The sequence below is a fragment of the Agromyces sp. Y782 genome (genome assembly GCF_059445405.1).
Genome location: NZ_JCAIUG010000001.1, coordinates 1,777,781 through 1,790,591 on the forward strand (window position 1 = coordinate 1,777,781; position 12,811 = coordinate 1,790,591).

The following is a 12,811-nucleotide window of genomic DNA, read 5'->3' on the forward strand; positions in this document are numbered from 1 at the left end:
TCAGCTCCCCCAGGTTGCGACGATCGGTGCGATCTCGGCGGGGGCGCCCGCCGAGATCGGTTGCCAGGACTCGAGCACGCCGTAGGCGATGATGCGCTCCGCGGTCGAGAACAGCGGGTTGCAGCTCGTGAGCGTGACGAGGCGATCGGTCGGCGCGACGTCGGGGTGGTGCGGCACCGGGGCAAGCACGTCGACCGTCTCGGGGGTCACATACTCGAAGTCTCGGAACCGGTAGGTGAACCAGCCGTCTTTCGTCTGAATGTAGATCGCGTCGCCCAATTGCAGCTGTTCGATCTCGTGCATGCCGCCGCCGTAGGCGCTGCGGTGCGACGCAATCGCGAAATTGCCGACCTCGCCGGGCATCTGCGTCTGCGGGTAGTGGCCGACGCCGAGGTCGAAGCTGTTGAGCACATCGAGCCCGTAGCCCTCGGCGATACTGCGCTGGGAGTCTTCGCCGAACCGCGGCACGTACATGACCGCGAACGCCTCGCCATTGCCGTACTCCGTCGTGTCGACGACGGGGTCGCCGTAGTCGGCCGGAGCGGGCGGCGGCGTTCCGCCCTGTGCAGCGAGGGCCTCTTTCAGCCATTCGGCGCTCTGAGCGGATGCCGCGGACGACTGTTGTCCGGCCATGATCGCGTCGTTCCACCACAGCTGCCAGCCGAGGAAGAGGAGGATCAGTACGCCGCCCGTGAGCAGCAGTTCGCCGAACACGCCGACGACGCTCACCCGGTGCCGCTGGCCGCCCGACGGGCGGCGCGCACGCCGGGCATCGGGTGGCGACTCGGACATAGGGCCGATTCTAGCCCGCGCGAACGTGAACCGAATGTGCGAGGGCCTCCGGCTCGGCTAGAATCACCCCATGGCACGTACGAAATCCCCGAAGCCCGCGCGCGCTGAACCGGCCAGCGGCGAAGAGGCTCCGAACCCGGTGTGGTTCAAGCCCGTCATGTTCGGCTTCATGCTCGTTGGGCTCGCGTGGATCATCGTGTTCTACGTGAGCCAGGGCCGCTTCCCGATCGCCGACCTCGGCTCGTGGAACATCCTCATCGGCTTCGGCATCGCCTTCGTCGGCTTCCTCATGACCACCCGCTGGCGCTAGCGGCACACACACCGCTTCAACGACCGAGAGAGGGGCGGATGCTGCGGCATCCGCCCCTCTGTCGTGCTCGGCGGACCTGATCGTCGAGCCTCGCCCCGCACAGTTATCCACAGGTGCGGATATCTCTCGATGCTCGCGTCCCCAGAAATGCCGACAATTACACGCGTGTAACTCTCCCCAGCTGTGGAGAGAGCTGTGGATAACTTCGCACGGTGTCAGACGATCGGCAAGACGAAGTACCGCAGGCTCAGCAGCACCAAAACCACGGCGACCGCGACGAGCAGCCAGACCTGCAGCGTCTGCTGCGATCGCTTGCGTGTCTCGAGGAGGATGAACCCGACGAGTGCTCCGCCGATGAGCCCGCCGAGGTGGGCCTGCCAGGCGATGTTGAAGCTCGGGACGAACCCGATGACGAGGTTGATGCCGAGCAGCACGAACAATTGGATCGTCTGGCCGCCGAGGCGACGCTGGATCACGAGGTACGCGCCCATCAACCCGAAGATGGCACCGGATGCCCCGACGACGCTCGTGTTCGGATCCGACAACCAGATCACGCCGACCGAACCCGCGAGTCCCGACAGCAGGTAGAGGGCGAGGAAGCGCCAGCGCCCGAGCAGCCCTTCGAGCAGCCGTCCGAAGATCCACAACGTGTACATGTTGAGCACCACGTGGAAGATCAGTGCGGTCGAGTGCACGAACACCGTCGTCAGCAGCCGCCACGGTTGGAACGCGATGTCGCTCATCGCAAGCGGCGTGAAGTAGAGCCAGTTCGTCACACCGAGACCCGGAATCAGCTGGAGGACGAACACCGCCAGCGTGATTCCGATGAGGGAATACGTAACGACGGGGGCGCCGCGGTCAGCCGCCGAACGCACGCGAGTGAGCATCGCCGGCTTCGTGCGTGGCGCCGTCGCGCGCTGCTCGCGCATGCACTCGGGGCAGATCACGCCGACGGCCGCCTGCGTCTGGCACTCGGGACAGATCGTGCGCCCGCACCGCTGGCACAGGATGTAGCTCTGGCGATCGGGATGCCGATAACAGAAGTTCGCCCGATCAGGCCCCGATTCGCTCACTCGAGTGTCAGACCTGCTCGACGGTGATGCTCTCGATGACGATGTCTTCGAGGGGCTTGTCGCGGCCATCGGTGGCGACGGCGCCGAGCCGGTCGATGACGGCCTGGCTCGCGGAATCGGTCACCTTGCCGAAGATGGAGTGCTTGCCCTGCAGCCATGTCGTGGGGCCGGTGGTGATGAAGAACTGCGAGCCGTTGGTGCCGTGCCCCATCTGGATGCCGGCGTTCGCCATGGCGAGCACGTAGGGCTCGGTGAAGTCGAGCTCCGAGTTGATCTCGTCATCGAACTGGTAACCCGGGCCGCCGACGCCCTGACCGAGCGGGTCGCCGCCCTGGATCATGAAGCCGGGGATGATGCGGTGGAAGATGACCCCGTCATAGAGGGGGGTAGTGGACTTCACACCGGTGGCGGGGTGCGTCCATTCGATCTCGCCCGTGGCGAGGCCGACGAAGTTCTTGACCGTCTTCGGGGCGTGGTCGCCGTAGAGGTCGACCTTGATCGGGCCGTGATTAGTGTTGAGTGTCGCGACTGCGGTGGGAATCGGCATCCTCTTATTCTGGCATGGGTGGATTCGTCAAGTGGTATGCCGTATTCGGACTCCCACCCCGCTTCCAGCTGTTTCGGTGGCAAGATGGAGTGGTTCGCTGCACAACGATGGAGGTCGACATGAGCCTGTCACGCAAGCGCCGGAAGGAACTCAAGCGACTGCAGAGCACCGCTGGGGATCTCTGGGAGAACCAGCAGCACGTGCTCGAGCATGCAAATGCCGTCGCGCGCGAGGCCAGCCGTCAACTCGGTCACCTCACGCGTGAAGAGGTCGTGCCGCGGGTCCGCACCGGGTACGAGAGTTACGTCCGACCTGGCGTCCAGCAGGCGGGTCGTGTCGCGCGTACTGCCAGCGACACCGTCGAGCGCAGCGTGGGCAACGCGCTCGGTTCCGTGCTCTCCATCGGCGACATCGCCAACGACGCACGCGTACGCCGCGCCATCGAGCGGGTGTCGCCTCGTGCCGCAGCCGTCGTGAAGCAGAAGAAAGGCCCCGGAGTGGGCACCTATCTCGCGATCGGAGCCGGCATCGTCGCCGCGGCCGGCGTCGCCTACGCCGTCTGGCAGACGTTCCGTGCCGACGACGAGCTCTGGGTCGCCGACGATGAGCCGACGCCCGGCGCCCCCGCCGACGACTGATTCCACACGCAAGACCACCGATGGCCCCGCCTGATCCAGGCGGGGCCATCGTCGTTCCAGGCGGGCCCGATCTCGGTGCTGACCCTGATTTCCGAAGTTTCTGGGAATTCATCTTGCGGTCGACGTGAATATCCCGCTAGTGTCCATAAGCGGTGCGCATCGCACCTGAGCAGCAGAGGAGTTGATACCCATGATGAAGCACATCTTCACGCCAGCATTTACTGCGGCCAACACGGGAGTCCTCCTCGCGCGTCGAGCGGGCTAACGGTTCGCTCCGGCGGCACGCGCAATAGCGCCTGACCGCCATCTGCGCCCCTCGCGCGTGACCACTGCGGCAAGCAGGGTCGTCCGACGGCACATCGTCGTCTTCGTCACCTCACGGTGACGAGCGGATGCCCCGGAGTACGCCACCGTCAGATCGCGACCGCCGGCCATCGGAGACTTCGGCATCTCGACGCTCCGTAACGGCCAACCGCCCGATCACACCTCGCGACGAGCCGTCAGCCCTGCCCTCGAAGCCCTGACGAGGCATCCATGCTCGGATGCTGTCGATCACGGGATCCGATCGTGGGCCGACGAGCCGCCCGTGAAACACACCAGCACCATCGCTCCACGCCCAACACCAACACACCAGAAGGAATCACTGTGAATACGAGTACTCTCACCGCCGGCCGAAGCCCCCAGGGCCAGACCGTCATCCTTCGTGCAGACGCACGGCAGCTCCGCGAACGGCTCGCACGCCGTTTGGGCCTCGCCCTCATCGCATGGGGTCGTCGCCAAGACGCGAAGCGGAGCTACACGGCGCTCTCCGAGCGTCGCCGCAACGAACAGATCGCGAACCGGCTTCGGGACGCCGAGTTCCAGCGGATCGCGCTCCTCGCGCTGCCGATGGTCTGATCATCATGGAGAGCTTCACCAGCACCAGCACGCATGCCTGGCCCCCACAGGTCGATGTCATCGCCAGCGCGACGGCATCGACCTCGGGGAGCTCGGCACCGCGCGTCCGTGTCGCGAACGGTTCGGCCAGTCACGGTCGGAAGGTCGGCGACACGGCCGCGCGGTCAGTGCATTCAGCCGCCGACGGGCGGCGGCACACCGTCGACCGGCTCGGCCGCATTCAAGCGAAGTGCGATGTCGAGCAGGCTCACTCGCTTGAGCTTCGGCACCTCGTCGAGCGGGAACCATCGGGCCTCGTCGCTCGAACCCCCCACCTCATTCCGCAACTCCCCGCCGACGACGCTCGCCCGGTACACGACGCGCATGGCATAGAGCGGCGAGGCGCCCGTGTGGCGCTTCGACGCCGGAACGACCATCGTGTCGATGCCGAGCAGTCGGTCGATGGATGCCTCGTAGCCGGTCTCTTCCCGGATTTCGCGCCGCGCGGCCACCACAGGATGCTCAGCGCCCTCGATTCCCCCGCCTGGAAGGGTCCATCCCGATCGCCCGTGCTCGTTCCAATGCGAAAGCAGGATTCGGTCGTCGTGAATGATGACCCCGTACGCAGCGATGCGGATGTCCATTCGGACACTGTAGCGGGAGCATCGACGGCCATGTCCGCCGAGGGCTATGGTCGAGGCATCCCGCGAGGCGAAGGAGCAGCACATGGCCGATGACACGAACGTGATCGCGGCTTCGGCCGAGGTCGAGCGGTTCCTCGCCCGGCTCCCACCAGATCAGGGCGGCCCGCTCGGGCGGCTGTGCGAGGGAATCCGTGGTGTCGCCCCCGCGGGCACCGTCGAGAACATCAAGTGGAACGGTCCCAATTACGCACTCGACGGCGCCGACCGCGTCACGCTCGGCATCGACCCGCGCGGCAAGTTGCGGGTGGTGATGCACCGCGGTGTGAAGCTCGTCGATGCCGACGGCTTCAGCTTCGATGACGGCACCGGGCTCGTGCGCTGGGCTGCTGCCGATCGCGGCGTCATCACGCTCGATCCGGGCGAACTCGACGAGAGGCTCGAGGCGATCGTGGGATTGGTCGAGCGCTGGCTGCACTTGTGAAGCACAGGCGCGAACTCGAGGTGTCGAGTTCGCGAACCCGATGTGCGGAAACTGTGGAGCCTAGGAGAATCGAACTCCTGACATCCTGCTTGCAAAGCAGGCGCTCTACCAACTGAGCTAAGGCCCCGGGCCGAATGCCGAGGCATCCGGATGTTCATATGGAGTTGTTCACGGGCGTTGAATTGTTGCCGGTCTCAATTGTTGCCGGTGTCAATTGTTGCCGGTGTCAATTGTTCACAGTGGGGATACGAGGACTTGAACCTCGGACCTCTTCGTTATCAGCGAAGCGCTCTAACCGCCTGAGCTATATCCCCGAATTTCGGCCGAAGGAAAGACTACCGGACGTTCTGGCAATCTCCGAATCGGCCGAATCTCGTCGGTGAGATCTCGATTCGGCGGCCCGGAAGGGGCCGCCCCTCGATCTGACTCGGCCGAACGCTCACGCGTTCGGCGCGCGTCAGTTGTTCGTGAAACCGACGAGAATTCCGCCCGTGATCCTGACGCTCAGGTTGTAGAGCACCGCGAGGATCGCGCCGAGCGCGGTGGTCACCACGAGGTTCAGCAGCGCCGCCACGACGGCGAAGCCCATGACATTGCCGAGCGAGAGCACCGAGGTGAGATCGCCACCGGCACCGGCCACGTCTTTCACGAGTTCGTTGAGCTTCTCGAAGATGCCGGTCGAGCTCAGCACAGTGTGGATCAGGAACATGGCGACGATGCTGACCACCGCGAGACACACGGCGACGAGGAACGACAGCTTCACCGCCGACCAGAAGTCGATGTAGACGAGCCGAAGGCGCACCTGCTTGGCAGGGGTCTTACGGTTCGATTTGCGGGCCAGCTTCTCGGCGACGCTACTCATGTACGGCTACTCCTCTCGCGCGGGCTCGGCCGCTTCGGACTCTGCGGTCTCCTCCACGAGATTCCGTTCGGAATTCTTCGCGATGGCGATGATCTTGTCGTCGTCCGCGAACTTCGCGAACACGACGCCCATCGTGTCCCTGCCCTTGGCGGGAACCTCGGCGACGTCAGAGCGTACCACCTTGCCGCTGGCAAGAACCACAAGCACCTCGTCGTCGTCGCCGACCATCAGGGCGCCGGCGAGGTCGCCGCGATCGTCGTTCAACTTGGCCACCTTGATGCCGAGCCCCCCACGATTCTGCAGGCGGTACTGGTCGACGGCGGTGCGCTTCGCGTAACCGCCTTCGGTGACGACGAAGACGTACCTCGCCTCATGGTCGCCGTCGGCGCCTGAGCCTGTCGGGGCGGACTCGCCCCCTTCGACGAGCTCAGGGAGCACCGCGCCGGCGTGCTCTGAGCCGGCTACGACGGATGCCTCGAGCAACTGGTCGCCCGCGCGGAACGACATGCCCTTCACACCCGAGGTCGACCGCCCCATGGGCCGGAGCGCCTCATCCGTCGCCTCGAAGCGCAGGGACATCCCCTTCTTCGAGACGAGGAGGATCTCGTCGTGCTCGTCGGCCAGCATCGCCGAGACGAGCTCGTCATCGTCGCGCAGGTTGATCGCGATGACGCCACGCGAGCGATTGGTGTCGTACGCGGTGAGGTCGGTCTTCTTCACCAGGCCGTCGCGAGTGGCGAGCACGAGATATTGGGCCACCCCGTAGTCGCGGATGTCGAGAATCTCGGCGATCTGCTCGTCGGGTTGCATCTCGAGCAGGTTCGCGACGTGCTGGCCCTTCGCATCACGGCCGGCCTCTTGGATCTCGTACGCCTTCGCCCGGTACACCCGGCCCTTGTTCGTGAAGAACAACAACCAGTGGTGCGTCGTGGTCACGAAGAAGTGCTCGACGACGTCGTCGGCGCGGAGCTGCGCGCCCTTGACGCCCTTGCCACCGCGGTGCTGCGAGCGGTAGTTGTCGCTGCGCGTGCGCTTGACGTAGCCGCCGCGGGTGACGGTGACGACCATCTCCTCTTCGGGGATCAGGTCTTCGACCGACATGTCGCCGTCGAAGCCCGGCATGATGTGCGTGCGCCGGTCGTCGCCGTACTTCGCGACGATCTCTGCCAGCTCTTCCGAGATGATCGTGCGCTGACGTTCGGGCGACGCGAGGATCGACTCGTAGTCCGCGATCAGTTCGGCGAGCTCGGCTGCCTCGTCCATGATCTTCTGCCGCTCGAGTGCGGCCAGGCGGCGCAGCTGCATCTCGAGGATGGCACGCGCCTGGAGCTCGTCGATCTCGAGCAGCTCTATGAGACCGTCGCGGGCCTCTTCAACCGTCGGCGAGCGGCGGATGAGCGCGATGACCTCGTCGAGGGCATCGAGGGCCTTGAGGTACGCACGCAGGATGTGCATGCGAGCCTCGGCTTCACGCAGCAGGTACTGCGTGCGTCGCACGATGACCTCGATCTGGTGGTCGACCCAGTGCGCGATGAACCCGTCGATCGAGAGCGTGCGCGGTATGCCGTCGACGATCGCGAGCATGTTCGCGCCGAAGTTCTCTTGCAGCGGCGTGTGCTTGTAGAGGTTGTTGAGCACGACCTTCGCGACCGCGTCGCGCTTCAGCACGATCACGAGTCGCTGGCCGGTGCGGCCTGAGGTCTCATCCCGGATGTCGGCGATGCCTCCGACCTTGCCGTCTTTCACGAGGTCGGCGATCTTGATCGCGAGGTTGTCGGGGTTCACCTGGTACGGCAGCTCGGTGATGACGAGACAGGTGCGGCCCTGCAGTTCTTCGACCGAGACGACCGCGCGCATCGTGATCGAGCCGCGGCCCGTGCGGTAGGCGTCGTTGATGCCCTTGACGCCGAGGATCTGTGCGCCCGTCGGGAAGTCGGGGCCCTTGATGCGCTGGATCAGCGCCTCTTGCAGCTCTTCGCGCGATGCTTCGGGGTGCTCGAGGTACCACTGGGCACCGGATGCCACTTCGCGCAGGTTGTGCGGCGGGATGTTCGTGGCCATGCCGACCGCGATGCCGACCGAGCCGTTGACGAGGAGGTTCGGGAACCGGGCGGGCAGGATCGACGGCTCTTGCGTACGGCCGTCGTAGTTGTCTTGGAAGTCGACGGTGTCCTTCTCGATGTCTCGCACCATCTCGAGCGCGAGCGGAGCCATCTTCGTCTCGGTGTACCGGGGAGCGGCCGCGCCGTCGTTGCCGGGCGAACCGAAGTTGCCCTGCCCGAGTGCGAGCGGGTACCGCAGGCTCCACGGTTGCACGAGGCGCACGAGTGCGTCGTAGATCGCAGTGTCACCGTGGGGGTGGAACTGACCCATGACGTCGCCGACGACGCGCGCGCACTTCGAGAACGCCTTGTCGGGGCGGTAGCCGCCGTCGTACATCGCGTAGATGACGCGGCGGTGCACGGGCTTGAGCCCGTCGCGCACGTCGGGCAGCGCTCGTCCGACGATGACACTCATCGCATAGTCGAGGTAGGAACGCTGCATCTCGAGCTGCAGGTCGACCTGGTCGATCCTGCCGTGGATGCCGGGGCCGTCGGTATTCTCGTCTGCGTCTGTCATCTGCTTCTCTTCTTCGCCTGTCCGCTCCCTGAGCCTGTCGAAGGGAGTCTTGCCGTTGTCCGTTCCCTTCGACGAGCTCAGGGAACGAGACCACTAGATATCAAGGAACCTGACGTCTTTCGCGTTCTTCTGGATGAAGTTGCGCCGGCTCTCGACGTCTTCGCCCATCAGTGTGGAGAAGATCTCGTCAGCGGCAGCAGCGTCGTCCATGGTGACCTGCAGCAGAGTGCGGGTCTCGGGGTTCATCGTCGTCTCCCACAGCTCTTGGTGGTTCATCTCACCGAGACCCTTGTAGCGCTGCACCCCGTTGTCTTTGGGGATTCGCTTGCCGGCCGCTGCGCCCGCCGTGAGCAGGGCGTCGCGCTCCTTGTCGGAGTAGACGTACTCGTCATCGGAGTTCGTCCACTTGAGGCGGTAGAGCGGGGGTTGGGCGAGGTACACGTAGCCGAGCTCGATGAGCGGGCGCATGTACCGGAACAGCAGCGTGAGCAGCAGTGTGGTGATGTGCTGGCCATCGACGTCGGCGTCGGCCATGAGCACGATCTTGTGGTACCTGGCCTTCTCGGTGTTGAAGTCTTCACCGATACCGGCGCCGAACGCCGTGATCATGGCCTGCACCTCGTTGTTGGCGAGCGCCCGGTCGAGGCGTGCCTTCTCGACGTTCAGGATCTTGCCGCGCAACGGCAGGATCGCCTGCGTCTCGGGGTTGCGGCCCTGCACGGCGGAGCCGCCGGCCGAGTCGCCCTCGACGATGAAGATCTCGGAGACCGACGGGTCTTTCGACGAGCAGTCCTTCAACTTGCCCGGCATGCCACCCGACTCGAGCAGGCCCTTGCGACGAGTCGCCTCGCGCGCTTTGCGGGCAGCGAGGCGCGCAGTGGCCGCCTGAATCGCCTTGCGAATGATGTCGCGGGCTTGCGTTGGGTTGCGCTCGAACCAGTCGCCGAGCTGGTCTGAGGTGACCTTCTGCACGAACGACTTCACTTCGGTGTTGCCGAGCTTCGTCTTCGTCTGGCCCTCGAACTGCGGCTCCGCCAGCTTCACCGAGATGACCGCGGTGAGGCCTTCGCGCACATCGTCGCCGGAGAGGTTGTCGTCTTTCTCCTTGATGATGCCCTTCTCGCGGGCGTACTTGTTCACGAGCGTCGTGAGCGCCGCGCGGAAGCCCTCTTCATGGGTGCCGCCCTCGTGCGTGTTGATCGTGTTCGCGTACGTGTGCACCGATTCGGTATACGCGGTCGTCCACTGCATCGCGACTTCGAGTGCGATCTTTCGCTCGGTGTCCTCCGTTTCGAAGGAGATGATCTCGTCGTTCACGACGTCGGACTTCTTCGAGCGGTTCAGGTACTCGACGTAGTCGACGAGGCCTCGCTCGTAGAGGAAGGTGTCGGTGCGAGGGCCGGGAGCCGCGTCATCCGCTTCGCTCTCGGCCGTGTCTTCTGGATCGATCTCGACGTGCCCGCTGCGCTCGTCGGTGAGGGTGATTCGCAGGCCCTTGTTGAGAAAGGCCATCTGCTGGAATCGGGCGCGCAGCGTCTCGTAGTCGAACTCGACGGTCTCGAAGATGTCGGGGTTCGGCCAGAACGTGGTCGTCGTGCCGGTCTCGTCGCTCGGCTCGTCTTTCGAGAGCGGGGCGTCGGGTACGCCGATCGTGAACGACTGACGCCACACGTGTTCTTGGCGGCGCACCTCGACGTCGAACTTGGACGAGAGCGCATTGACCACGGATGCCCCGACGCCGTGCAACCCGCCGGAGACGGCGTAACCGCCACCACCGAACTTGCCGCCGGCGTGCAGCACGGTGTGCACGACCTCGACCGTCGAACGGCCTTCGCTCTTGTGGATGTCGACCGGGATGCCTCGGCCGTCGTCGATGACACGCACGCCGCCGTCGGGCAGGATCGTCACGTCGATCGTGGTGGCATAGCCCGCAAGCGCTTCGTCGACCGAGTTGTCGACGATCTCGGAGACGAGATGGTGCAGGCCTCGTGGGCCCGTCGAGCCGATGTACATACCCGGCCGCTTGCGAACCGCTTCGAGGCCCTCGAGTACTTGGATCTCATCAGCACCGTATGCCGGTGTCTGCTGGGCCTTCGTCGGTTCCGCTGTCATGTGTGAATCGGGCTCCTGACCGTCATTCTGGCGACTCTCGATCCTATCAAACGGAGGGTCGACACAAGCCCTGAAGCGCCGATCTGGGGCGACATCAGGTCGGAAGTGACCGAATTTGCCTGCCTAACCGTAAGTATCGCGCGGACCGCGCCCTGGAACCGATCTGGGGCCCCTTTTCCAGGTGGGGGCATCCGGCCCTTGGAACCGGATCGTCTCGACGGCCGCTCCGGGGAATCTCGTCGTGATCTCGGTGATCAGTTGCGTGCGCATCATGCGCAACTGGGTCGCCCACGCGGTCGATTCGCAGCGCACCTGGAGAACTCCGCCCTCGATCGCGATGGGCTCGGAGTGACGTGCCGTCTCTTCGCCGGCGATCTCGGCCCAAGAGGCGAGCACGTCGTGCTGCGAGAGCGGTCCGTTCCAACCGAGCTGGGTGCTCAGCGAGTCGATCGTGTCGGCGAGCGGCTTCGGGTCGCGGCCGGGGGTGAACGGCTCGCTCCCGGAGGTCTCGCGAGTGCGCACCTTGCCCGCGCGACCGCTGCGGGTTCGTTCGCCGCCGAAGATCTCGCGGAAATGCTGGTAGACGCGTGCGGCCTCAGACATCGGCGGCCTCCGCCTCGCTCTCGCTCTCGCTCTCGACGATGCGGCCCGCCTCGATGTGCACGACGCGGGCGGTGAGCGGCGCCGGCACGTCTTCGAGCACCGCTGCCGTCACGAGCACTTGTTCGAAGCCCGAGATGGCGGTGGCGAGACGTTCGCGCCGCAAGCGGTCGAGCTCGGCGAAGACGTCGTCGAGCACGAGCACCGGGTCGCCCGTCATGGAGTCGCGGCGTAAGAGCTCGGCCGAGGCGAGTCGCAGCGCGAGCGCGAACGACCACGACTCGCCGTGGCTGGCGTACCCCTTCGCGGGCAGGTCGTTGAGAAGAAGCACGATGTCATCGCGGTGCGGACCGACGAGGGTGACGCCTCGCTCGAGCTCTTTCGGTCGAAGCACGCGCAGTGCCTCGGCGAATCGCTCGCTCGTGCCCGATGTCGAATCGAGAGGCGCAGCGGATGCATCGTGCTCATCGTCGGGGTCGGCACCGTCGATCGAGAGCGATGGGGTCATGCCCGGCGCGTGGTCGGCGTCGACGATCGCGCGGTAGGACGCTGCGAGCGGTTCGCGGAGCTCGGCGACGAGGGCGAGCCGCTGGTCGATGAGCTCCGAACCGAGTGTGACGAGACGTTCATCCCAGATGTCGAGTGTCGTCAGCTTGTCGACGGCGAGCCCTCTGGCCCGCGCGCTCTTCAACAAGGAATTGCGTTGCTTCAGCACTCGCTCGTAGTCGGCCATCACGCCGGCGAGCCGCGGTGTGCGCTGAACGAGCAACTCGTCGAGCAAGCGCCGGCGAACGGAAGGCTCGCCCCGAACGATGGCCAGGTCTTCGGGAGCGAAGAGCACGCTGTGCACATAGCGCGGCAACTCACGCGTCTTCACCGGGGAACGATTCAATTGGGCGCGGTTGGCGCCCTGGCGATTCAGTTGCAGCTCGATGAGCAACTCGCGATCGCCGTGCGTGAGCAAGGCGCGCACGATCGCGGCGTCGGCGCCCGCCCTGATCAGCGCCTGGTCGCCGGATACGCGGTGCGAGCTGAGCGTGGCGAGGTAGCCGATCGCTTCGACGAGGTTGGTCTTGCCCTGTCCGTTGCGCCCGACGAGCACTGTCGCACCCGGGCCGAGATCGAGTTCTGCACGCTCGTAGTTGCGATAGTCGGTCAGGGAGAGCCGGGCGACGTGCACGCTGGCTCCCTTCGACTGCGCGGCATCCGAATGCCTCATAGCCTCGGAATCGCAATTCACCACGCTACCCCGCACCG

General features: G+C 65.4%; 13 protein-coding genes and 2 tRNA genes. 4 read left to right on the plus strand and 11 right to left on the minus strand.

Annotation, left to right across the window (positions count from 1 at the left end; genetic code table 11):
• Positions 1-792, minus strand: coding sequence for a class E sortase (locus AC1C2S_RS08065; RefSeq protein ID WP_495352006.1), 792 nt, complete (start codon positions 790-792; stop codon positions 1-3).
• A gap of 70 nt (positions 793-862) precedes the next feature.
• Here AC1C2S_RS08065 and AC1C2S_RS08070 point away from each other — a divergent pair, with 70 nt between their 5' ends.
• Positions 863-1,102, plus strand: a complete 240-nt coding sequence (locus AC1C2S_RS08070) for a cell division protein CrgA (RefSeq protein WP_495352007.1) — start codon at positions 863-865, stop codon at positions 1,100-1,102.
• 215 nt (positions 1,103-1,317) lie between these two features.
• Here the strand turns inward: AC1C2S_RS08070 and AC1C2S_RS08075 are convergent, their stop codons facing one another.
• Positions 1,318-2,175 carry a rhomboid family intramembrane serine protease gene (locus AC1C2S_RS08075; protein ID WP_495352008.1) on the minus strand — a complete coding sequence of 286 codons (858 nt, stop codon included), beginning with the start codon at positions 2,173-2,175 and terminating at the stop codon, positions 1,318-1,320.
• Positions 2,176-2,182: 7 nt separating this feature from the next.
• On the minus strand, positions 2,183-2,722 hold the full coding sequence (locus AC1C2S_RS08080; RefSeq protein WP_495352009.1) for a peptidylprolyl isomerase: 540 nt from the start codon (positions 2,720-2,722) through the stop codon (positions 2,183-2,185).
• A 119-nt stretch (positions 2,723-2,841) separates the two neighbouring features.
• Between AC1C2S_RS08080 and AC1C2S_RS08085 the strand changes: the two genes are divergently transcribed.
• Both AC1C2S_RS08085 and AC1C2S_RS08090 read left to right on the plus strand, forming a co-directional pair.
• Positions 2,842-3,360, plus strand: a complete 519-nt coding sequence (locus AC1C2S_RS08085) for a hypothetical protein (RefSeq protein ID WP_495352010.1) — start codon at positions 2,842-2,844, stop codon at positions 3,358-3,360.
• Between the two features lie 645 nt (positions 3,361-4,005).
• On the plus strand, positions 4,006-4,257 hold the full coding sequence (locus tag AC1C2S_RS08090) for a hypothetical protein (RefSeq protein ID WP_495352011.1): 252 nt from the start codon (positions 4,006-4,008) through the stop codon (positions 4,255-4,257).
• 173 nt (positions 4,258-4,430) lie between these two features.
• On the opposite strand, the gene AC1C2S_RS08095 is transcribed toward AC1C2S_RS08090, so the two are convergent.
• Entirely contained in the window at positions 4,431-4,880 is a 450-nt protein-coding gene (locus AC1C2S_RS08095) for an NUDIX hydrolase (protein ID WP_495352012.1), read from the minus strand.
• 82 nt (positions 4,881-4,962) lie between these two features.
• Here AC1C2S_RS08095 and AC1C2S_RS08100 point away from each other — a divergent pair, with 82 nt between their 5' ends.
• On the plus strand, positions 4,963-5,361 hold the full coding sequence (locus AC1C2S_RS08100; RefSeq protein ID WP_495352013.1) for a hypothetical protein: 399 nt from the start codon (positions 4,963-4,965) through the stop codon (positions 5,359-5,361).
• 54 nt (positions 5,362-5,415) lie between these two features.
• On the opposite strand, the gene AC1C2S_RS08105 is transcribed toward AC1C2S_RS08100, so the two are convergent.
• From AC1C2S_RS08105 to recF, 7 genes are all read right to left on the minus strand, one after another.
• Positions 5,416-5,488 (minus strand) — tRNA-Ala (locus AC1C2S_RS08105).
• Positions 5,489-5,601: 113 nt separating this feature from the next.
• Positions 5,602-5,675 (minus strand) — tRNA-Ile (locus tag AC1C2S_RS08110).
• A 143-nt stretch (positions 5,676-5,818) separates the two neighbouring features.
• Positions 5,819-6,223, minus strand: coding sequence for a DUF3566 domain-containing protein (locus AC1C2S_RS08115; protein WP_495352014.1), 405 nt, complete (start codon positions 6,221-6,223; stop codon positions 5,819-5,821).
• A gap of 6 nt (positions 6,224-6,229) precedes the next feature.
• A complete protein-coding gene (gene gyrA, locus AC1C2S_RS08120; protein ID WP_495352015.1) occupies positions 6,230-8,842 on the minus strand; it encodes a DNA gyrase subunit A in 2,613 nt (870 codons plus the stop codon).
• Positions 8,843-8,935: 93 nt separating this feature from the next.
• Complete coding sequence (gene gyrB, locus AC1C2S_RS08125) at positions 8,936-10,954, minus strand: DNA topoisomerase (ATP-hydrolyzing) subunit B (RefSeq protein ID WP_495352016.1); 2,019 nt, start codon at positions 10,952-10,954, stop codon at positions 8,936-8,938.
• A gap of 123 nt (positions 10,955-11,077) precedes the next feature.
• Complete coding sequence (locus tag AC1C2S_RS08130; RefSeq protein WP_495352017.1) at positions 11,078-11,557, minus strand: DciA family protein; 480 nt, start codon at positions 11,555-11,557, stop codon at positions 11,078-11,080.
• Positions 11,550-12,734, minus strand: coding sequence for a DNA replication/repair protein RecF (gene recF, locus AC1C2S_RS08135; protein WP_495352018.1), 1,185 nt, complete (start codon positions 12,732-12,734; stop codon positions 11,550-11,552). Before recF ends, AC1C2S_RS08130 begins: the two co-directional genes overlap by 8 nt.
• Positions 12,735-12,811 lie beyond the last annotated feature (77 nt).